Source organism: Frankia sp. AgB1.9 (assembly GCF_016786355.1).
Lineage (GTDB): Bacteria > Actinomycetota > Actinomycetes > Frankiales > Frankiaceae > Pseudofrankia.
On record NZ_JADWYX010000030.1, the window covers coordinates 31,627 to 53,088 of the forward strand.

The 21,462-nt window shown below is 70.9% G+C and carries 19 protein-coding genes; 14 read left to right on the top strand and 5 right to left on the bottom strand.

What is annotated here, in order from left to right; all coding sequences use genetic code 11:
- The first annotated feature begins 80 nt into the window (after nucleotides 1-80).
- Together I6A60_RS14080 and I6A60_RS14085 are read left to right on the top strand one after the other, a co-directional pair.
- Nucleotides 81-1,040, top strand: coding sequence for an LLM class F420-dependent oxidoreductase (locus I6A60_RS14080; RefSeq protein ID WP_203022789.1), 960 nt, complete (start codon nucleotides 81-83; stop codon nucleotides 1,038-1,040).
- A gap of 194 nt (nucleotides 1,041-1,234) precedes the next feature.
- Nucleotides 1,235-2,305 (top strand): CaiB/BaiF CoA-transferase family protein, encoded by a 1,071-nt coding sequence (locus I6A60_RS14085; protein ID WP_203042528.1) that lies wholly within the window; start codon nucleotides 1,235-1,237, stop codon nucleotides 2,303-2,305.
- A 52-nt stretch (nucleotides 2,306-2,357) separates the two neighbouring features.
- On the opposite strand, the gene I6A60_RS14090 is transcribed toward I6A60_RS14085, so the two are convergent.
- On the bottom strand, nucleotides 2,358-3,383 hold the full coding sequence (locus I6A60_RS14090) for a ferredoxin--NADP reductase (protein ID WP_203023327.1): 1,026 nt from the start codon (nucleotides 3,381-3,383) through the stop codon (nucleotides 2,358-2,360).
- 87 nt (nucleotides 3,384-3,470) lie between these two features.
- Here I6A60_RS14090 and I6A60_RS14095 point away from each other — a divergent pair, with 87 nt between their 5' ends.
- The 7 genes from I6A60_RS14095 (at nucleotide 3,471) to I6A60_RS14125 (ending at nucleotide 11,420) form a co-directional block, all read left to right on the top strand.
- Nucleotides 3,471-4,910: a class I adenylate-forming enzyme family protein gene (locus tag I6A60_RS14095; protein WP_203023326.1), complete on the top strand. Its 1,440-nt coding sequence runs from the start codon at nucleotides 3,471-3,473 to the stop codon at nucleotides 4,908-4,910.
- Nucleotides 4,911-5,182: 272 nt separating this feature from the next.
- Entirely contained in the window at nucleotides 5,183-6,127 is a 945-nt protein-coding gene (locus I6A60_RS14100) for an acyl-CoA dehydrogenase family protein (protein WP_203023325.1), read from the top strand.
- The gene (locus I6A60_RS14105) at nucleotides 6,114-7,214 is read left to right on the top strand and encodes an acyl-CoA dehydrogenase family protein (RefSeq protein ID WP_203023324.1); all 1,101 of its coding nucleotides are present in this window, start codon (nucleotides 6,114-6,116) and stop codon (nucleotides 7,212-7,214) included. Before I6A60_RS14100 ends, I6A60_RS14105 begins: the two co-directional genes overlap by 14 nt.
- Before the next feature lie 19 nt (nucleotides 7,215-7,233).
- Nucleotides 7,234-8,013, top strand: coding sequence for an enoyl-CoA hydratase/isomerase family protein (locus tag I6A60_RS14110; RefSeq protein ID WP_203023323.1), 780 nt, complete (start codon nucleotides 7,234-7,236; stop codon nucleotides 8,011-8,013).
- A gap of 234 nt (nucleotides 8,014-8,247) precedes the next feature.
- A complete protein-coding gene (locus I6A60_RS14115; protein WP_203023322.1) occupies nucleotides 8,248-9,387 on the top strand; it encodes an acyl-CoA dehydrogenase family protein in 1,140 nt (379 codons plus the stop codon).
- A gap of 133 nt (nucleotides 9,388-9,520) precedes the next feature.
- Nucleotides 9,521-10,870, top strand: coding sequence for an AAA family ATPase (locus I6A60_RS43515; RefSeq protein WP_203023321.1), 1,350 nt, complete (start codon nucleotides 9,521-9,523; stop codon nucleotides 10,868-10,870).
- Entirely contained in the window at nucleotides 10,839-11,420 is a 582-nt protein-coding gene (locus tag I6A60_RS14125) for a hypothetical protein (protein WP_203023320.1), read from the top strand. The genes I6A60_RS43515 and I6A60_RS14125 overlap by 32 nt, the downstream gene beginning before the upstream one ends.
- 115 nt (nucleotides 11,421-11,535) lie before the next feature.
- Here I6A60_RS14125 and I6A60_RS14130 read toward each other — a convergent pair whose 3' ends face one another.
- From I6A60_RS14130 to I6A60_RS14145, 4 genes are all read right to left on the bottom strand, one after another.
- Nucleotides 11,536-12,390, bottom strand: coding sequence for an LLM class flavin-dependent oxidoreductase (locus tag I6A60_RS14130; protein ID WP_203023319.1), 855 nt, complete (start codon nucleotides 12,388-12,390; stop codon nucleotides 11,536-11,538).
- 350 nt (nucleotides 12,391-12,740) lie between these two features.
- Nucleotides 12,741-13,610, bottom strand: a complete 870-nt coding sequence (locus I6A60_RS14135; RefSeq protein ID WP_203023318.1) for an NAD(P)-dependent oxidoreductase — start codon at nucleotides 13,608-13,610, stop codon at nucleotides 12,741-12,743.
- A 1-nt stretch (nucleotide 13,611) separates the two neighbouring features.
- Nucleotides 13,612-14,073, bottom strand: coding sequence for a carboxymuconolactone decarboxylase family protein (locus tag I6A60_RS14140; RefSeq protein ID WP_203055629.1), 462 nt, complete (start codon nucleotides 14,071-14,073; stop codon nucleotides 13,612-13,614).
- A gap of 104 nt (nucleotides 14,074-14,177) precedes the next feature.
- Nucleotides 14,178-15,794, bottom strand: a complete 1,617-nt coding sequence (locus tag I6A60_RS14145) for an aldehyde dehydrogenase family protein (protein WP_238435408.1) — start codon at nucleotides 15,792-15,794, stop codon at nucleotides 14,178-14,180.
- Between the two features lie 400 nt (nucleotides 15,795-16,194).
- Here I6A60_RS14145 and I6A60_RS14150 point away from each other — a divergent pair, with 400 nt between their 5' ends.
- The 5 genes from I6A60_RS14150 (at nucleotide 16,195) to I6A60_RS14170 (ending at nucleotide 21,308) form a co-directional block, all read left to right on the top strand.
- Nucleotides 16,195-17,406 carry an amidohydrolase family protein gene (locus I6A60_RS14150; protein WP_203023316.1) on the top strand — a complete coding sequence of 404 codons (1,212 nt, stop codon included), beginning with the start codon at nucleotides 16,195-16,197 and terminating at the stop codon, nucleotides 17,404-17,406.
- A 70-nt stretch (nucleotides 17,407-17,476) separates the two neighbouring features.
- Complete coding sequence (locus I6A60_RS14155) at nucleotides 17,477-17,908, top strand: nuclear transport factor 2 family protein (RefSeq protein WP_203023315.1); 432 nt, start codon at nucleotides 17,477-17,479, stop codon at nucleotides 17,906-17,908.
- A gap of 95 nt (nucleotides 17,909-18,003) precedes the next feature.
- Nucleotides 18,004-19,212: an acyl-CoA dehydrogenase family protein gene (locus I6A60_RS14160; RefSeq protein ID WP_203042000.1), complete on the top strand. Its 1,209-nt coding sequence runs from the start codon at nucleotides 18,004-18,006 to the stop codon at nucleotides 19,210-19,212.
- A 2-nt stretch (nucleotides 19,213-19,214) separates the two neighbouring features.
- Nucleotides 19,215-20,033, top strand: coding sequence for an acyl-CoA dehydrogenase family protein (locus tag I6A60_RS14165; protein WP_203023314.1), 819 nt, complete (start codon nucleotides 19,215-19,217; stop codon nucleotides 20,031-20,033).
- A gap of 558 nt (nucleotides 20,034-20,591) precedes the next feature.
- Entirely contained in the window at nucleotides 20,592-21,308 is a 717-nt protein-coding gene (locus tag I6A60_RS14170; protein ID WP_203023313.1) for a hypothetical protein, read from the top strand.
- Nucleotides 21,309-21,462 lie beyond the last annotated feature (154 nt).

The window sequence follows — 21,462 nt, forward strand, 5'->3', positions numbered from 1 at the left end:
CCGGGCCGCCGCGCCTCGGACGGCGTCGGCGGGAGAAGGCACGCCAGGTTTGGCTGCTCGCAGAGTTAGGTGGAGACATGGTGCGGTTCGGCGTGATGATCGGCCCCGAGCGCGGCGACTCCGCGCGCAAGGCCGCGCGGATGCTCGACGACGTCCGCTGGGCCGAGGGCGCGGGCCTGGACACCGCGTGGATTCCGCAGGTCCCGACGGACTTCGACGCGCTGATCACGGTCGCCCTGATGGGGACGGTGACCGAGCGGATCGAGCTGGGCACCGCGGTGGTGCCGCTGCAGCCGCAGCACCCGATCGCGCTGGCCCGCTCGGCGATGTCGGCGCACGCCGCGACGAACGGCCGGCTCGCGCTCGGCGTCGGCCCGTCGCACCACTGGATCGTCAAGGACATGCTCGGCCTGCCCTACGACAAGCCGGCCGCCTTCACCCGCGACTACCTCGAGGTGCTCAACGCGGCCTTCGCGGGGACCGGTAGTGCCGACGTCGAGAACGCCACGTTCACGGTGCACAACCCGCTCGGCCTGACCCCGATTGGCCCGCTGCCCGTGCTGGTGGCCGCGCTCGGCCCGGTGATGCTGCGGATCGCGGGCGAGCAGGCCGACGGGACCGTCCTGTGGCTCGCCGACGAGCGAGCCGTCGGCGACCACATCGCGCCGAAGATCACCAAGGCGGCCGAGGGTGCCGGCAAGCCGGCGCCGCGGATCGTCGCGGGCCTCCCGGTCTGCCTGTGCCGGCCGGACGAGGTCGAGGAGGCCAAGGCCCGCGCGAACCGGATCCTCGGTGAGGCCGAGGTGTCCCCGAACTACCAGCGGCTGCTCGACGCCGGCGACGCCCAGGACGTCGGCGACCTCGCGGCCGTCGGCGACGAGGCGATGATCGCCGCCCGCATCCAGCGGTTCATCGACGCCGGTGTCACCGACGTCTCCGCCCGGCTGCTGCCGATCGGCGACAACCGCGACGAGCTGGTCGCCTCGAAGCGCCGCACCCGCGAGGTCTACGCCCAGATCGCCGCGGACCTCCGTAAGTGAGGCTGGCGCTGCGCGCCAGCCGTCGGGCGCTAGGCGCCCTCCTACGTGGTTCGAGGCCGAGGTCCATCAGCGTGGCCCGGCTGGTCGCGGGTCGATGGGGTGGCTGAGTTGACGCTGCGCCAGAGCGCTGTCGCCACACGGCGGTGCGTGCCGCGCGCGGAGGGGGTGCGCTGGTGGAGCGCAATCGGGACACCATGAGCAGTTCTGCCGGCAGCCAGGGGCCGCTCGCGGGGATCAGGATCCTCGAGGCGGGCCATATTCTGGCCGGTCCGTATGCGTCGATGATGCTGGCGGACCTCGGGGCGGAGGTCACCAAGGTCGAGCCGCCGACCGGTGACATGTCCCGGCAGGTCAGCGACGCCTACTTCGCCAGCCTCAACCGTGGGAAGCGCAGCGTCTGCCTCGACCTGACCGGGCCGGCGGGGCAGGAGAAGCTGCACGAGCTGGTCGCGGACGCGCACGCGCTGATCGTCAACCAGAAGCCGTCGGCGATCCGGAAGCTCGGGCTCACCTACGAGGCGCTGAAGCAGTACAACGAGAAGATCGTCTGTGTCGCCGTCACGGGCTACGGCCTCTATGGCGGCGACGACCCGGCGTTCGACTACGTGATCCAGGCGGCCACCGGCGTCGCGGCGATGACCGGCGAGCCGGACGGGCCGCCGACCCTGCCGGGCTACTCGGCGGCGGACAACTCCGCGGGCCTCACGGCGGCGCTCGGCCTGCTCGCCCAGATCATCGCCGGCCGGGGCGGCCAGATCGACGTGTCCCTGCGCGACGTGATGCTCTCGCAGCTGAACTACAAGGCGTCCGCCTACCTGAACGAGGGCACCCAACCCGTTCGCCACCCGTTCGGCGCGCACCCGTTCTACGTGCCGGCCCAGCTGTTCCCTACCGCCGACGGCTTCCTCGCGATGTTCCTGACCCACGACCGCTACTGGCGGACGTTCGTCACCGAGGCCGCCGTCCCCGAGGCGGAGATCGCCGCCTTCCCGACCATGGCCGACCGGTCAGCGAACCGCGACAAGGTCGTGGAAGCCGTCACCAGAGCACTGGCGGCCGACACGGCGCGCGGCTGGGAGGCCCGGCTGCGCCCCCTGGGCATCCCGATCGCCGCGGTCCGCACCCTGCCCGAAGCGCTCGCCGAGGCCCCCGACCGCGTCATCGAGACCGCCGGCTACCGCCTCGTCGCCAACCCCATCCGCATCGACGGCTACACGACGTCCTACGGCCCGCCCCCCACCCTCGGCGAGCACGGCACCGCCTGAGCCCCAACGAGACGAGCCCGGCCCTTCGAAGGGCCGGGCTCGTCTCGTTGGGCTATTCGTACCGGACGATGACCTTTTCGGACTGGGGGAGGCCCTGGCAGGTCAGGACGTAGCCGTCGGCGACCTCGTCCTCGGTGAGGGCGTCGTTCACCCGCATGGTGACCTCGCCCTCCTCGACGTGCGCCATGCAGGTCGCGCAGGTGCCGGACTCGCAGGAGAACGGCGGGGTGAGGCCGGCGCGGCGCGCGCTTTCGAGCAGGGTCTCGTTGGGCCGGCGCGGCACGGTGGCCTTCTTGCGGCCGAGGATGATCGTGACGGTGCCTTCGAGGACCTTGCTGGCCTCGGAGCCTGCGGTGGCCGCGGGCTCCTCCTCCTGGGGCGGCAGCGGCGCGGTGCTGCCGAACCGCTCGATGAACAGCTTCCCCGGGCCCGGCACGGCGGCCTCGACGAGGTCCATGAACGGCGTCGGCCCGCAGATGTAGATGTCCGCGTCGACGTCGTCACCGAGGAACTCCCGGATGGCGGCCGGGTCCAGGAAGCCCGCGGCGGCGTCCAGATGCCGGGTCACCGTGAGCCGGTCGGGGTACTGCTCGGCGAGCTCGGTCAGCGCCTGCCAGAAGATGGCCGCCGGCTGGTCGCGGTCGGCGCACAGCAGCCGGACCCGGCGGTTCGTCGTCGCGAGCGCGCTCTTGGCCAGCGAGATGACCGGGGTGATCCCGCTTCCGCCGCAGAAGCCGATCAGCGGGACGTCGGTCTCGCGCAGGCAGAAGACGCCGTGGGGCTTGGTGAGCTCGACCTCGTCGCCCTTGACCAGATTGTCGATCAGCCAGTTCGACACCGCGCCGGTGGGCACCCGCTTCACGGTCACCGCGAGCTCGCCGTCGGTCTCCGGCGCGCTGGACATGGAGTAGCTGCGCAGCAGCTCCTCGCCGCCGATGGTGACCTTGAACGTGCAGAACTGACCGGCGCGGTATTCCCATGGACCGTCGAGCGGTGCGAGGGCGAACGTGCGGGCGTCCGCGGTCTCCTCGATCACCCGGCTCACGGTCGCACGCTGGAAGAGCGGAGGTCTCGGCATGTGACGGCATCCTCTGGTATTAAGGTTCTATCCAGGCGAGAATACAGTTTCCGCGCGCCTGGCACGAGCTGAGACGGGAGCCTCGCCATGGCGGTCCTCGTCTTCGAGGAGCAGGAGTACAGCCTGGCCAGGCTGGACGCCCTGACCAGCGCCTTAGCCGCCAGGCTCGCGGACCGCGGTGTCCGCGCCGGTGACCGCGTCGCGCTGATGTCGTCGACCCGGCCCGAGTTCATCATCGCGGTTAGGGCCATCTGGCGCCTAGGGGCCGCCGTCGTCCTGCTCAGCCCCTCCTGGAAGCGCGCTGACGTCGCGCACGCTCTGGCGGTGAGCGAGCCGGCGCATGCCATCGGTGACCATCCGGTTCTCGCCGACCTGATGCCGATGGTGCACCTGGACGAGCCCCTGGAGGGCGTCGACGCAGGTGTTTCCCCGGTCGCGCCGGTTCCCGCGCCCGACCCGGCCGCCGACGCGGTGTTCGTGTTCAGCTCCGGCACCACCGGCCTGCCCAAGGCCGTCCGGCACACACACGCGTCGTTCGCCGCCGCCGTCGGTGACTGGCGCGCCGTGCTCGGCATGACGTCGGCCGACCGGATCCAGGTCGCCACCCCGCCGTCCCACATCCTCGGGATCCTTAACATCGTCACCGCGCTGGAGACGGGCGCGTGGATGCGGCTGCACCGCCGGTTCGACCTGGACGCGGTGCTCGGCTGCATCCAGGACGACCGGATCACCATCGAGATGGCCGTCGCGCCGATCGCGCTCGCGCTCGCGGCGCACCCGAAGCTGGAGTCGTTCGACCTGTCGTCGCTGCGCTACATCATGTGGGGCGCGACGCCCGTCACGGCCAGCGTCGCGCAGACCGTGACCCGCCGAGCCGGGGTCGCGTGGCTTCCCGCCTACGGGGCGAGCGAACTGCCGGTCATCGCCTGCAACCCGCTGGCCGGCGCCCGGCTCGACAGCGTCGGCCTGGCTGCGCCCGGGGTCGAGCTGCGGGTCGTGGACCTGGAGACCGGCGTGCCCGTCGCGCCGGGGGAGACCGGGGAGATCCAGGCCCGCTCGCCGTCGCTGATGCTCGGCTACCTGCCGGCGGAGGCCAACGCGGACGCGTTCCAGGACGGCTGGTACCGCACCGGGGACGTCGGGAACATCGACGCCGACGGCTGGGTGCGGCTCACCGACCGGCGCAAGGAGATGATCAAGGTGCGCGGCTTCCAGGTCGCGCCGGCCGAGGTCGAGACGGTGCTGCACGGTCATCCGGCGGTCGCCGACTGCGCGGTGTTCGGGGTTCCCGACCCCGCGGACGGCGAGGCGATCGTCGCCGCGGTCACCGTCGCGGGCGGCGTCGAGCCGGCCGGCCTGGCCGCGGAGCTCGTCACGCTGGTCGGTGACCGGCTCGCGTCCTACAAGCGGCCGAGGCGGATCGTGTTCGTTCCCGAGATTCCGCGGCTGCCCTCCGGGAAGGTGCTGCGCCGCCTCCTGCGTGACGAGGCGTTGGCCGTGGCGGTCGACCCACCGGCCCCCGGGTGACGGCCGGGCCGCGGTCGGTACCCCTGCCACTTTCTGCTCACATCACGCGGCGCGGCCGCGACGGGTGCGGTAGACCGGTACCAGACTTGACGTCAATATAGACATACGGGCGGGCGGGGGCGGCCCGGACGCGATCGCCGCGCTGGTGCCGCGGCGAGGCTGGCGGCGATCTGGCCGCCAGGGCGAAACGACGTCGTGATCGTCGAGTGGTTCGGGCGCTGCCAGACGCCCGCGGCTGGCAGCAGAGAACGCTGGAAACCTCAAGGAGCGGCATGGACGTTCGTCTGACGACTGAGCAGCGCGAGCTACGGGACGCGGCCGCCCGGCTCGCGGACGACCTCGGGCCGGGCTCCGTGCTCGACCTCGCCGACGACGACCGCGCCGCCCGCCTGGAGAAGGCGATCGCCGCGACCGGCTGGCGGACGCTGCGGTCCGACGGCGCCTCCGGTGTCGAGGTCGCGCTGGTCGTCGAGGAGTTCGCCCGCGGGCTCGTCGACGTGCCGTTCTCGGGCCCGGTGCTGGCCGACGACCTGCACACCCGGCTGACCACGGACGGCGAGGTGGCCGACGCCGCCGCACTCGACGCGGCCGTGTCCAGCGTGGCCACCATCGTCGTCGACGGGATCGCGCCCGACGCCAAGGGCATGCACGGCCTGCTCGGCCTCGACGGCACGTCGGTGCTGGCCGGCACCCTCGGCGCGACCGAGCTCGGCGTCGACCTGACCAGGCTGGTGGGCGGCCCCGCCGCCGCGCTGGCGGCGGTCGGCACGGTCGACGGCGAGGCGGCGGCGAAGGCCCGCGCGCTCGCCCTGGTCGTCACGGCCGCCGACATGCTGGGGGCGGCCCGCGGCGCGCAGGCCCTCGCTGTCGACTACTCGAAGGTGCGCTCGCAGTACGGCCACGCGATCGGCTCCTACCAGGCCGTCGCGCACCTGCTCGCCGAGGCGCTGGCGCTGGTCGAGGGCTCGGTCAGCGTGCTGCGGCACGCGGCCTGGGCCGTCGACGAGCTGTCCGCCGCCGAGGCGGTCCAGGCGGCGCTGATCGCCAAGGTCTACGTCGAGCGGGCCGCCCGGACCATCTGCGAGACCTCGATCCAGGTGCACGGCGGCATCGGCAACACCTGGGAGTGCCTCGCCCACGTCTTCTTGCGGCGGGTGCTGACGTCCGCCGAGCTGTTCCCCGCGAAGCTGGAGGAGATCGACCTTGGACTTTCGTGACTCCGCGGAAGAAGCCGCGTTCCGCGCGCGGCTGCGGGAATGGCTGGCCGGCAACGTCGCGGACTTCAAGGCGACCGGCGACGACTACTGGCACCAGGCGGGCCGCTGGCACACCGCCCTGTACGAGGGCGGCTTCTTCGGCCTGAGCTGGCCGAAGCGGTTCGGCGGGCAGGACCTGGCGCCGGTCTATGACGTCATCCTCGACGAGGAGCTGGCCATCGCCGGCGCGCCGCCGCGGCCGAGCCTGGGCTACCTGGCACACGGCCTCGGCGCGCATGCCAGCGACGAGGTGCAGCTGCGGTTCCTCCCCGGCATGATCAACGGCTCCGAGCGCTGGTGCCAGGGCTTCTCCGAGCCCGGCGCCGGCTCCGACCTGGCGTCCCTGACCACCAGGGCCGAGCTCGACGGCGACGAGTACGTCATCCACGGCCACAAGATCTGGACGAGCTACTCGGACGTCGCCGACTGGTGCCTGCTGCTGGCCCGCACCGACCCCGATGCCCCGCGGCACAAGGGCATCTCCGGCTTCATCATCTCGATGCACCAGCCCGGCATCGAGCAGCGCCCACTGAAGATGATCAACGGGGTGTCGGCCGAGTTCGGCCAGGTGCTGTTCGACGGAGCCCGGGTGCCGGCGGCGAACATGGTCGGCAAGCCCGGCGACGGCTGGAAGCTCGCGATGACGGTGGTCGGCCATGAGCGGGAGCCGTCCACGCTGGGCTTCTCGGCTCGCTACGGCAAGACGGTCCGCTCGCTCGCGAAGACCGCGGCCGCGGCTGGCGAGACGGTGCCCGACGACCTGCGCTGGGGGGCCGTGCAGGCCGAGATGCTGCGCCTGCACGTCCGCCGCCGCCTGTCCGAGCAGCTCGACGGGGTCACCCACACCTCGGACGGCTCGCTGGACAAGCTGCTGATGACGTGGGTCGAGCAGTCCGTCGGCCACGCGGCCCTCGCGGTCACCGGAACCCGTGACGCCGAGCTCCTGGCGACCTACCTTTACAGCCGGTCCCAGAGCGTCATGGGTGGCACGTCGCAGATCCAGAAGAACATCGTCGCGGGCCGCATCCTCGGCCTGCCGGCCAGCTGAGCGGCCCGGAGGGACATAGATGTCCGACAACCTTTACGACCTGCCGGACGAGGTCCAGGTCCGGGCCGACGGCCCGATCCGGATCATCACACTGAACCGGCCGGACAACCTGAACGCGGTCAACCACGACCTGCACGTCGGGCTCGCCCGGCTGTGGACGCAGCTCAACGAGGACCTCGGCGCCCGGGCCGCGGTCATCACCGGCGCGGGCCGGGCCTTCTCGGCGGGCGGCGACTTCGCCTACCTGAACGTGCTGCGCCAGGACCCGGAGCTGCAGAAGCTGACCATCATGCACGGCCGGGACATCATCCTCGGCATGCTGCGCTGCCGGCTCCCGGTGGTCGCCGCCGTCAACGGCCCGGCGGCCGGCCTCGGCTGTAGCCTCGTCGGGCTCTCGGACATCGTCTACATGGCCGAGAAGGCGTACCTGCTCGACCCACACGTGCAGGTCGGCCTGGTCGCTGCCGACGGTGGCCCGCTCGTCTGGCCGATGAACACCAGCATGCACTGGGTGAAGGAATACGCGATCACCGGCAAGCGAATCTCGGCCGAGAAGGCGCTGGAGATGGGCCTGGCGAACCACATCGTCGCCGACCCGGTGGCCGAGGCCCTGGAATGCGCGCGGAGCATTGCCGCGCTGCCCCAGCAGGCCGTGGAGGCGACCAAGCGGCTGCTCAACCTGCAGCTCGAGAAGAATGTCCTCGCCTCACTCGACTACGCGAACTACGCCGAGCAGGTGTCGTTTACCACCGACGACTTCGCCGCCATCATGGCGAAGCTCACCGCCAACAAGTCCTGAGCCGGCGGCACAAGCCGGTCGCAGCAACGGCGAGTTCCCGGTGCCGCGACCGGCCTGCCGGCCCGCTGGCCCGTCGGCCGGCAGGGATGATCGCCGTTTCCGCCCTCTGATGGTCGTATCGCGATGGCAGTTACGACCACGAGAGGGCCGAAACGGCGATCATGGCAGCCGCCGACGCAGTTGCCGGCCGTACGATTTTCGTTTTCCTGATTGGTTCTGAGGGGTGACGACCGGATGCGACGCACGGTCTACGGTCCGGAGCACGACGCGTTCCGGGCGACGGTCCGGACCTTCCTGGAGAAGGAGGTCGTCGCGCACTACGACGAGTGGGAGGAGCGCGGCATGCCGCCGCGCGACTTCTACACCAAGTGCGGCGACCTCGGCATCATGGGCCTCGGAATTCCCGAGGAGTACGGCGGCGGCGGTGCCTCGTACCTGTTCAACGCGGTCGTCGCGGAGGAGGCCGGCCGCCTCGGCCTCGGTCTCGGCCCGCTGCGCATCCACTGCGACATCTCCGTGCCGTATTTCGTCGACCACGCCAACGACGAGCAGAAGGCCCGCTGGTTGCCGGGGCTTGCAGACGGGTCGCTGGTCTGCGCGCTGGCGCTGACCGAGCCGGGCGCGGGCTCCGACCTCGCCGGCCTCTCGGCGAGTGCCCGCCTCGACGGCGACGAGTACGTCGTGAACGGCTCGAAGACCTTCATCACCGGCGGCCTCAACGCGGACATCTTCCTCACCGCGGTCAAGACAGACCCGACCCAGCGCCACGCCGGGCTCTCGCTCCTGGTCATCGACGCGACGGCTCCCGGCGTTTCCCGGGGTGCCCCGATGAAGAAGATCGGCCTGCACATCCAGGAGGCGTGCGAGATCTTCTTCGACGACGTACGAGTGCCGGCGGCCAACCTGCTCGGCGAGCTGGGCCAGGGCTTCACCTACCTGACCTCGCACCTGCCCCAGGAGCGGATGTCGATCTCGGTCAACGCCCAGTCGTCGGCCGCGTCGGTCGTCACCCAGACGGTCGAGTACGTGAACGGCCGCAAGGCGTTCGGCAAGACGCTCAGCCATTTCCAGAACACCAAGTTCGTGCTGGCCGACTGCGCCACCCAGGTCGAGGCCGGCTGGGCGATGCTCGACCGGGCACTGGTCGCACTCGACGCCGGCGAGCTCACCCCGACCGACGCGGCGAAGGTCAAGCTGTTCGTCACCGAGATGCAGGGCCGGGTCGTCGACGCCTGCCTGCAGCTGTTCGGCGGCTACGGCTACATGACCGAGTACCCGGTTGCCCGCGCCTGGGCCGACGCCCGCGTTGGCCGCATCTACGGCGGCTCCTCCGAGATCATGAAAACCATCATCGCCAAGGACCTCGGCCTGTAGCTCGGTTCGTGGCACCGCCCAGAAGCCGCCCGGCCAGCCCGCCGGGCGGCTTCGGCGTTCCTAGATCCCCCGGCCGCTAGGGTAGGTACGTCCTGGCCGTCAGTGCCTGGTGAGCAAATGGAAAGGGGCTGATGTGACCGACGTCGGGTGGCTTCCCCCGGGCAGCCCGCGGGTCAGGCAGCCCCTGACCGAGCTGGGTGTCCAGGGGTTCAAGTCGATCCATCGGCGATCGAGTATCAGGATCGGCGGCCTGACGATCCTTGCGGGTGCGAACAGCTCCGGTAAGTCGAGCCATATCCAGCCATTGCTGCTGATGAAGCAAACGTTGGAAGCGCAGTTTGACCCCGGTGCATTGCTGCTGGAAGGGCCGAATCTGTCCGTTACATCGGCCGACCAAGTACTCGCCCGGCCGTCGTCGACGAGCGCTGTGTCCAACTTCTCGCTGACCGCCGGATTTTCCGATGACACAGCGGTCACGCTTTCCTATGAGCGGGAACAGCGCAGCGGCTTCCGTATACGGGAGATGGTGGTCAACCGTGGTGGTACCACCGCCCAGTACCGCGAGGGTATGCGACTGGTGGCCGACTCCCTTCCCCCCGACGCGCGGCTTCTCGGAGAGGCGCTTCGGAGGGCCTCGAAGTCGCCGGAGAACCTTGCGCTGAGCTGGACCGCAGTGCGGAACCGCTGTTTTCTCGTTCCAGTCGCTGTGGTCGACGGCGCGTTCGCCCCCACAGCCCTCCCGAACGACGTACCCGAGCACCTGAGCGCCCAGATCCAAAGCCTGATTCACCTTCCAGGCCTTCGCGGGAATCCGGAGCGCACCTATCGGACGACGGCGATCCGGGCGACCTTCCCGGGGACCTTCGAACCATACGTGGCGAGCCTGATCATGGCCTGGCAGCGACAGCGTGACGACCGCATAGGCCTAGTCGCGCAGGATCTGCGGATGCTCGGCCTTACTGGGACGATTGAGGCCAAGGCGGTGGATGACACCCGCGTCGAGCTTCGGGTGGGTCGCACACCGACTGCGGGGCCGGGCGCCGAGAACGATCTCGTCAGTATCGCCGACGTCGGCTTCGGTGTATCGCAGACCTTGCCGGTTATTGTGGCGTTGCACGCGGCCGTGCCCGGCCAGCTCGTCTACATCGAGCAACCGGAGATCCACCTGCACCCCCGGGCGCAGACACGCCTGGCCGGCCTCCTGGTGAACGCGGTAAATCAGGGCGTCGTGGTCGTGGTCGAGACACACAGCTCGCTGCTCCTGCGCGGGATCCAGACCGCGATCGCCCGAGCGGAGCTGGATCCGACCGACGTAGCCCTCCACTGGTTCTCCCGACATCGGGACGGGACCACAGAGGTGACGACGGCCGACCTTGCGGAGGATGGCTCCTTCGGTGACTGGCCGACCGACTTCGACGACATCGCGCTGGAGTCCGACCGGGATTACCTGGATGCGGCCGAAAGGCGGCTCGCCGGTGAGTAGATCGGATGCGCGCAAGGCGCACGTCCTGGTCGTGGACGCCTCGGTGGGCTCCAGCGCCGGGCACAAGGAGCACCCGCAGTCGAGTCGGTCGCGGCATGCCCTGATGACGATTCAGGCCTCGACCTGCCTGGTCGGACTCTCCAGGTCGTTGCTCGCTGAATGGAAGGACCATGAGTCGGCGTACGGAGTACGGTGGCGCGCCGCGATGGTAGCCGCTCGCCGGTTACGCGTTCACGATGTCCCCGAGAATCCGCGGCTGCGAGCCAGGCTCGCGGACGCTCTGCCGAAGGAATCCGAGCGCAAGGCGCTGCTGAAAGACACACATCTGATCGAGGCCGCATTGAGCCTCGACCGGCGGCTCGTGTCGTCCGACCATATATCCCGTCGCCTGGCCGAGAACGCCGCTGCAACGATCTCCGAGGTCTCCGCCGTTCAGTGGGCAGACGCCGTGGAATCTCCGGATGAGACCTGTGGGTGGATCGCGGCAGGTGCGCGGGATCCCTATGCCTTCCGACTTGGCGACACGTCCGCCAGTGAGTCCGCCCGATAGTGGTGTGGCAGGGCAGGCGCCGAATCGGATCAAATAGGCCCGCGAGTTGGCCACCGAATCCGGCCTGACCGGCAGGCACCGGGCACGACCGGGTCTTGGGGCCGGTTCGGTTCGGTCAGAGGGAAGGCGGGCCCTGTTCGACGCGGCGCAGGACGGAGGCGAGCGCGTAGAGGTCGGGGCTCTGGATGTGCTGGCGCTCGTCCCACCAGGTGGCGCCGGCGTCGGCCAGCGGGCCGATGACGTCGGCGGCGGTGTCCGGTGCGGTCTGGCCGCCGACGACGACCTCGAAGGGGCCGGCGGCCTCGGGCCGATGCTCGGCGACGCGGGTCACGACCCCGCGCACGTCGTTGGGAGCCGGCGGGACGCCGTGGGTGGCGTCGGCGAAGAGCGGGACGACCCCGTCCCAGCGTGCGGCGCGCTCCAGCGGGCGCCGGTTCGGCCAGCGGCCCGCGATCCAGACCGGTGGGCGGGGCTGTTGGACGGTGGCGGGCAGCAGCGTGACGTCGTCGACCTGGAAATGGCGGCCTCGGTGGTTGACGGGTGCGCCGGTCCAGTAGCGGGCGAGCAGGTCGAGGCCCTCGTCGAGCCGCTCGGCCAGGACGACGGGGTCGGTGGTGTCGCCGAAGCTGCCGAACTCGTCGTCGAGCGGCGCGCCGAGGCCGGCGGCGAAGATGGCGCGACCGCGGCTGGCGGTGTCCAGGGTGGCGACCTGGCGGGCGAGCTGCTCGGGGCGCCGGCGAGCGACGGGCGTGACCAGGGTGCCGAGCCGGATCCGGCTGGTCGTGAGCGCGGCGGCGGTTAGCAGCATCCACGGGTCGCCGAAAGCATGGCCACGGTCCTTGTGCCAGAGGACGTGATCCCAGACGAACAAGCCGTCCCAGCCGGCGCTCTCCGCGGCGGCGGCGACCTGGGCGACGACGTGGGGATCGGCGAAGTCCCCGAAGTTCGGCACGTTCACCGAGAAACGCATGCTCAGTCCTCTCGACGTGGTCGAGCCGGCTCTCCGCGATCCCTGCCGACGTCCCCCGGCGGACCGCCGGGCGATCTACCTCGCCCCGGCGGCGGCTCCCTGGCCATAGATCGCTGTTTCCGCCCTCTGGCGGTCGTAAACGAGCCCCGCAGACAACCACCAGAGGGCCGAAACGGCGATCATGGCCGCTGCCGCTGCCGCTGCCGCTGCCGCTGCCGCTGCCGCTGCCGCTGCTCCTGACCGTGGCGCTGCCGCTGGCCCTGACCGTGGCGCCGGCCTTTGCGCTAGCACGACCGCAGGCAACGTTGGCCGAGCCGAGCCCGAGCCGGGCCGAACGGTCGCGCGAGCGCTCAGCCGGAGCCCTCCACGAAGGGGTAGATGCGGGTGAAGTCGACGTTCGGCTCAGAATCGGCGAAGCGCTGCCAGATGTCGACGGTGACGTCGCCGACGGTGTGCGGGGTGGCGGCGTCGCGGACCTCGGCCAGGTAGAGGCGGACGTCCTTGGCCATCAGCGTGTTGGCGAAGCCGGAGCCGTAGCGGCCGGTGAGGACGTCGTTGGGGAACTTGTCGTCGGTGGCCGCGCTGCGGCCGGACGACGTGTTCAGGACCTCGATCATCGTGGCCATGTCCAGCCCGGCGGCGACGCCGAACGCCACCGCCTCGCTGGTCGCGGCGAGTGCGGTGGCCGAGAGGAAGTTGTTGGCCAGCTTGAGCGCCTGGCCCAGACCCGGCTGGCCACCGACGCGACGGAGCTTGTCGGACAGCCCCTGCAGCACGGGGAGGACGGCCTCGACCGTGTCGTCGGTGCCGGCGTACATGACCGCGAGCCGGCGGGCCTTCGCGCCGGCGACGCCGCCGGAGACCGGAGCGTCGACGTAGCCGATGCCGGCGTCGGCGAGCAGTCCGGTGATCTTCTTGGCCGCGGTGACGCCGATGGTCGACGTGTCGATGAGGTGCGCGACCCGGCGCTCGGCGGTGCCGGCGATCTCCGTGGCGACCGACTCGGACACGGCGCCGTTGGGCAGGCTGAACACGACGACGTCGGCCGCGCGGGCGAGCTGGGCGACGTCGGCGGCGAAGGTCGAGCCCTCGGGCGCCCGGTCCGGCCCGGCGACGTCGAAGGCGACGACGTCGAAGCCGGCCACGACGAGGTTGTTCGCCAGCGCCGCCCCCATGTTGCCCAGCCCGACGAAGCCGACGATCGGCGCTCCGACCGTCATCTCAGGCCTCCGTCGACGCGGCGGCCGGCACGGAGGTGTCCGCGGGCACGGTGGTATCCGCGGGCACGGAGGTGTCCGCCGCCGCGGCGTCGGCGGCACGGGTGGCCCGCACCTCGCGCAGCGCCCGCTTGGCCGAGATGGCCGCGGGGGCGCCGCAGTAGGCGGCGACCTGGAAGAGCAGCTCGTCGAGCTCGGCGTCGCTGACCCCGGTGCGTGCCTGGGCGCTCGCGTGCAGCTTGAACTCCTCCATCCGACCGAGGGCCGCGGTCATCGCGAGTACCAGCAGGCTGCGGTCCCGGGTGGAGAGCGGTCCGCCGCGGGTCCACACCCCCCAGGCCTGGCGGGTGATGTGGTCCTGGAAGTCCTGCGCGACCGGGTCGGTCTCGGCCTTCTGGGCATCGACGTAGGCGTCGCCCAGCATGGCCCGGCGCAGCTCGTAGGCAGCGCTCAGTGCCTCGTCCACGGTCGTTCCTCCGATCCTCGGCGCCGCCGAAGGAGGCGGCGCGAAAAAGAGCCGACGCCGGTCACCGGGCGGCTCGGCCGCCTGTCCGGCGTAGGCGCTGGCCGTCAGCCCAAGGACAGGCTGACGGTCTTGGTCTGGGCGTAGTCGTGCAGGGCCTCGAGGCCCTTCTCCCGGCCGAAGCCGCTGTTCTTGTAGCCGCCGAACGGCGTCTCGTTGGTCAGTGGCCCGCCGTTGACGGCCACCTGGCCTGCGTCGATCCGCTCGGCCACCCGCAGCCCGCGCGCGACGTCGCCGCTCCACACGCTGGCGACCAGCCCGAAGTCGGTGTCGTTGGCCGCGGCGACCGCGTCCCGCTCGTCGCTGAAGCGCCGGGTCACCAGCACCGGGCCGAAGACCTCCTCGCGGGCGAGCGGGTGGGTGAGCGGAACGTCCGCGTAGACGGTCGGGCGCACGTACTGGCCGGCGGCGCCGGGCCCGTCGGCGTAGGCGGCACCCCCGGTCAGCGGGGTGAGGCCGTCCCGAGACGCGTCGGCGAACGCGGCGAGCACCTTGCCGAACTGCGCCTCGGTGATGATCGGGCCGAAGTCGACGCCGGGCTCCAGGCGCTCCAGCCGCTCGACGATCCTGGCGACCACCTCGTCGTGCACCGAGCCCTCGACCAGCAGGCGGGTCGTCGCCGAGCAGACCTGGCCGGAGTTCGTCTGGATCGCGGCAGCCGCGGCTGCCGCGGCTCGGTCGAGGTCCGCGTCGGCGAAGACGACGACCGGGGACTTGCCGCCGAGCTCGAGGGTCAGCGGGATCAGCCGGTCACCGGCGACCTGGGCCAGGTGCCGGCCGGTCGCCACCGAGCCGGTGAACGCCACCTTGCGCACGAGCGGGTGCGCCGCGAGGGGGGAGCCGACCTCGGGTCCGGTGCCGGTGACGACGTTGAGCAGGCCGTCGGGCAGCCCGGCCTGGGTCGCGAGCCTCGCCAGCAGCACGGTGGACGTGGCGGTGAACTCGCTGGGCTTGGCGACGATCGCGTTGCCCACGGCCAGCGCCGGGGCGAGCGCGCGGGACGCCTGGTTGAGCGGCAGGTTCCACGGGGTGATCGCGCCGATGACGCCGTACGGCTCCAGGCGGGTGTACGCGTGCGCCCCGGCACCGAGGTCGATGGTGCGCCCGTTGAGCGCGCGGACCACCCCGGCGTAGTAGCGGAAGTAGTCGACCGACAGGCCGATCTCGAAGGCGACCTGGCCGGGAACCTTGCCGGTGGAGGTCCATTCGAGCTCCGCGAGCTCGTCGGTGGCGGCGGCCATCGCGTCGGCGACGGCGTGCAGCACGTCGGACCGCTCGCGCGCGGGCCGCGCGGCCCAGCCCGGCCAGGCGGCCGCCGCGGTGGTGACCGCGAGCTCGACGTCGGCGGCGGTGCCCGCGGCGATCGTGTCGCCCGGCTCTCGGTTCGCCGGGTTGTGGGTGGCGAAGTAGGCGCCCTCGGCTGGAGCGACGGCCCGGCCGTTGATCCAGTGCTCGTGCCGCCGAGGCCCGGCTGTAACGGCCGGCCGCCTGACCGCGTCCTGGGTAGCCGCAACCTGAGTTTCGGTGACGCTCACCGGAACCACCTTCCCTTCCACACCGGGCGGTCGGTGCTCGGCGCAGGCGCGGGCACACTCCTGGGCGTCCGCGCTCCCGAACACCGTGTCGATCTTCGCCGGGTCGGCCCGGCGTCGCTCACGCCTCATCTTGCTTCGCGATCGCGAGGCCGGGTGGGCCGTTGGCCTTCCTGGCTGGAAACTAGCTTCTCGCCCTGCGAGAATCAAACATGCGATTTCCGGCGCGGGTGGCCGACGGCCGCGTCCGCGCAGGTGGTGGGCCGGGGTCCGGGTCAGGCCGTTTGACTCGACTCCCGACCGCGTGAGAATCTGAGACTCAACTCTGAGAACATGGTTCTCCGCCTGGCTTGCGAAGGCTGGCTTGCGGCGCCTGGCTTGGGACGCCTGGTGTGCGGGCGCGAGACCACTAGCGCGAGACCACGATGCGGTCCGAGGCCGCGGTCCAGACACGTCAACGCCGACGGGGCCCGGTTTTGGCCCTGATGTCACGGGGCCCGATTTTGGCCCTGAGGTTCAAGGAGGACGCGGGATGCTGACGCTCAAGGCCGCTGGCCTGCTCGATGTCGACACCGGTGAGATCATCCGGCCCGGCATCCTGAAGATCGAGGGCGAGTACATCGTCGGCGTGGGCGGACAGCCCGAGGGCGAGGTCATCGACCTCGGCGACCTGGTCCTCCTGCCGGGTCTGATGGACATGGAGCTCAACCTCCTGATGGGCGGCCCGGGGGAGAACCAGTTCACCAGCCAGATGCGCGACGACCCGCCGCTGCGGATGATGCGCGCCACCCAGAACGCCCGACGCACCCTGCGCGCCGGCTTCACGACCGTCCGCAACCTGGGCCTGTTCTGCAAGACCGGCGGCTACCTGCTCGACGTGGCCCTGATGAAGGCGATCGACAACGGCTGGGTCGACGGCCCGCGGATCGTCCCCGCCGGCCACGCGGTCACCCCGACCGGCGGGCACCTCGACCCGACGATGTTCGGCCAGTTCGCACCGCACGTCCTGCAGCTCACGGTCGAGGAAGGCCTGGCCAACGGCGTCGACGAGGTCACCAAGGCCGTCCGACACCAGATCAAGCACGGCGCGCAGGTCATCAAGATGTGCGGCTCCGGCGGCACCATGACCCTCACCGGTCCGGCGGGAGCGAAGCACTACTCCGACGCGGAGGTGCTCGCGATCACCGACGAGGCGCACCGGCGCGGCCTGCGGGTCGCCGCACACACCCACGGCTCCGAGGCCGTGACCCAGATGATCGAGTGCGGCGTCGACTGCATCGAGCACGCCTTCATGATCGACGACGACACCATCAACCTGATGGTCAAGCGGGGCACCTACCTCGTCGCCACCCAGGCACTGATCGACGGCATGCAGGTGCTCAGCACCTCCGACCCGCGCGTCCAGGCGAAGGCTGCGCGGGACTGGCCGAGGGCGAAGGCGTCCATCCGCAACGCGATCGAGGCCGGCGTGAAGATCGCCGTCGGTTCGGACGCGCCGGCGATCCCGCACGGCAAGAACGGCAACGAGCTGGTCACCCTCGTCGAGCGCGGCATGACTCCGCTGCAGGCGATCCAGGCCGCGACTATCGTCGGGGCCGACCTGATCGACGTGACTGACCGCGGCCGACTCGGCGAGGGCCTGCTCGCCGACGTCATCGCCGTGCGCGACAACCCGCTCGAGGACATCCGGGTGGTGACCCGCGTTCCCTTCGTCATGAAGGGTGGTAAGCAGTTCATCTACTGATCTCGACGGTCGCGATGACCTCGTCAGTGCAGAGACCCCAGCTTCCGCGCTCCCAAGTTCGGAGTAGACCGTGACCAAGCCGAACCGCATCGAGGATCTGGTCGAGATCCAGCAGACCCTCGCCCGTTACGCGGTGACCATCACCCAGGGCGACATCGAGGGTCTGGTCAAGGTCTTCACCCCTGACGGCACATACAGCGCATTCGGGGACACGTTCGCGCTCAAGGACTTCCCGGCGCTGGTCGCGGCCGCGCCCAAGGGCCTGTTCCTCACCGGCACGCCGGCCATCGACTTCGCCGACGACGGCCTCAACGCGACCGGCACCCAGCCGCTGTGCTTCATCGAGCACTCCGCGCACGACATGCGCATCGGCTACTACCGGGACACCTACCTGCGCACGGACGACGGCTGGCGGCTGCGCACCCGGGCGATGACGTTCATCCGCCGCAGCGGCGACCACGACCACGGGATTCCGCATGTCATTGAGCGGATCAACCTGTGAGCGTAGGAGCGAACCCGCGGAGTGGTCGTCCGACGGAGGAGGACGGCCGCGAGCAGGGGTCCCCGGTCGGCGCGGATGCGCTGACCGGGGGGGCGATGGGTTCGCGACGGAGCGAACCAGAGACGCAGCGCGCTTCCAGCCTCGTGCCGGCCGGGTTCGTGCCGCCGGTCGACGGTGAGACGGTCACCGTCGAGGAGTTCCGCGCCGCGGTGCGGGCCTGGCTTGACGAGCACGCGGCCGAGCTGGCCAAGCCGGTGGACGACCACTCGCTCGACGCGGAGGTCGGCCAGCTCGGCAAGGTCCGCCGCGCGCTCTACGACGCGGGCTGGATGCGCTACGGCTGGCCGGTCGAGGCCGGCGGTCTGGGCGGCCCGGACGTGCTGCGGGCCGTGCTCGGCGAGGAGGTGGCGAACCGTGACCTGACCGACGCCACCAACTACTCGCTGATCGAGGTCTTCGCGCCGACGATGATCTCGTACGCCCGGCCCGAGCTCGCGGCCGAGATGCTGCCGCGGCTGCTGTCCGGCCGTGAGCACTGGTGCCAGGGCTTCTCCGAGCCCGGCTCCGGCTCGGACCTCGCCTCGCTGACGACCCGCGCCGCGCAGCGCGAGGACGGCAGCTGGGTCGTCAACGGCCAGAAGGTCTGGACGTCGCTCGCGCAGTACGCCCAGCGCTGCGTCCTGCTCACCAGGACCGGCCCGGGCCACGCCGGCATCACCGCGTTCTTCCTCGACATGGACACCCCCGGCATCACCGTCCGGCCGCTGCGCACGATGCACGGCGTCGACGAGTTCGCCGAGGTGTTCTTCGACGACGTCGTGATTCCGGCCGAGCGGCTGCTCGGCAAGATCGGCGACGGCTGGAGCCTCGCGATGGACCTGCTGCCGTATGAGCGGTCCACCTGCTTCTGGCACCGGATCACCTACCTGTTCACCCGGCTCGACCTGCTGCTGGCCGACGTCGAGGCGCAGGAGACCGAGCCCGCTGCGACGACCGACGCAGCGCTCGGCGCCGCTTACCTGGCTTTGCACACCATCCGCAGCCGGTCGCGCAACACCCAGCGGCAGCTGGCCGCGGGCGTGCACCTGGGCCCGGAGACGTCCGTCGACAAGATCCTGCTGGCGACCGCGGACCAGAAGCTCTTCGACACGGCCCGCGAGGTGCTGCCCGGCGCGATCGAGCTGACGGACGCGCACTGGCGTACCGAATACCTGTACTCGCGGGCGGCGACCATCTACGGCGGCACGGCGGAGATCCAGCGCAACATCGTCGCCCGCCGGCTGCTGAACCTGGGCAAGGAGTAGGCGTGGACGCGCAGGAACGGGACCTTCTCGCCGAGGCACTGCGCGGGACGATGGCCGACACCCCGGCGGGCGCGGCGCTCGACGTGGCGCTGGCCGAGCTCGGCTGGGCGGACCTGCTCGCCGAGGAGTCCGCCGACGCGATCCCGCTGGTGTTCGCCCTGCTGGGGCAGACCGGGGCGCACGCTCCGCTCGTCAACGACGTCCTGCTCGCCGCCATCGGCTCGCCGATCGGCGGTGTCGTCGCGCTGCCCTACGCGGGTGGGCGCACCGTCGTCTGGGAACGGGCCGACGTCGTGGGCGAGGGGACGATCCTCGACGGGCCCGTGCCGCTGCGGGTCGTGGCGGCGGACGCGGCCGACGGTGGCAAGGTCGCCGCGGACCCGGTGGCGCTCGCCGCAGGCCGCCGCGCACTCGCCTGGTGGCTGGTCGGGACCGGGCGCGCGATGCTCGACCTGGCCCGCACGCACGCGTTGGACCGCCACCAGTTCGGCCGCCCGGTCGCGGGGTTCCAGGCCGTCCGGCACCGGCTCGCCGAGACGTACGTCGCGCTCGAAGGCGCCGAGGCCACGCTGACGGCGGCCGACGACGAGCTCGGCGCGCTGCTGGCGAAGGCGGCCGCCGGCCAGGCGGCGCTGGACGCGGCCCGGCACTGCCAGCAGGTGCTCGGCGGCATCGGGTTCACCGCCGAGCACGACCTGCACCACCACATCCGCCGCGTGCTCACCCTCGACGGCCTGCTCGGCAACAGCCGGGAGCTCACCCGCGAGGCCGGCGCCCTCATCCGCGCCCGCCGCACGGCCCCCCGCATCGCCCAGCTGTAGGAACCGGCACCAGAGCCTCCCGCGATCTTGCCTGGCTGGCCGGCCGCCTTCGGGCCGTGATCGTTGTTTCCGCCCTCGGGTGGTCGTGCAAACGCCCTGGCTACGACCACCCGAGGGCCAAAACGGCGATCACCAGCCGCGCTGGCCGGCGAGGCGCGGCCAGTCTCGATAGGCCTTGGCGCGGTGGACCCAGGCGGACGGCTGGGCCGCGTGTCGACGCGAGCCCAGCCGCGGTCCTGCCGTGGACGAGTTCGACTGTGCTGACCGGCCTGCCGTCGGGTCGCCGTCGCGAGGATCTGCTGACCGAGGTCCAGGTCGCCGTCGGCGCCGGCATCCGGCGGCCATTTCCCACCTCCGGCGCAGGCCAGCGCACGCCGACGGAGGAGCGACATCCGCTCCTTTCCGGGTTTACGTGGTGCGGCCTGGTCAGTGCAAAGGCCAGGAACTACCGATGCCGCCCCCTGTCCCAATTGGTCATAAAAGGGTGGGCGCCACAGCGTCCGAGGATCTAGAGTCATTGCTGCTTGTGCGGTCGCTGACAACAATCGGAGACAAGCGGTGACGGTTTCATCGGCGTTTCGAGGCACGGCGGTCGCGGCGGCGGGCATCGCGCTCGTGCTGTCCGGGTGTTCGTCGAGTTCGCCGCCCAGGCCTGCGGGCGGTGGGGGAGTGTCGACGTCACCGGCCACCCCCACGCCGCAGCGAGCGCTACAAGCGACCGACTACGTCCTGCCAGCGTCGGCCGCGCCGCCCGGCTTCACGGCGTCACCCGCTACTGGCTCCGGCGGTGGCACCGACCCCGCGGGTGCTACCGCTCTCAACGCCTGCGTCGGCGCGCATTTCTTCCGGATCGTCGCCAACCAGGCCGACAGCGCTGACTTCGCCAACGATGCGAGCGGTACCTTCTTTGCCTCTGGCGCTCAGGTCATCCCTGCTGTGGACGTCGCCGAGGACGCGATGGCCCTTGCCGACCCGACCATTGTGGGCCGGCTTCCGGGGTGCCTCCAGAAGATTTCCAATGAAGACCCGACCGGATCCACTGGCGGATTGGGCGCGAATATTGATTCCGTCGTCAAGATCAATATTCCGGGAACTCTCTATGCGGTGCGGATGAAAACTTCCACGGACGGCACCACCACCTATCTCGACGTCGCATTTTTTGCTCGCGGACGGATAGAGGAAAGTCTTACCGTCGGCCAGACCTCCGCCCCACCGGACGGCGCTCTCGACGCAGAGCTGGCCACGCAGATCAACCAGCTCTTGGCCAACCAGTAGCGGGCCGCACTTCAAGATGGGATCGGCGATATCCGGCGCGGCCCTCGTCAGGAGGAGCGGGCCACCACCTCCGTGCATTGATCGCCGTCTCGGCACTCTGGTTCTCGCAAAGCGGCCCCGATCACAACCGCGCGAGGGCCGAAACGGCGATCAA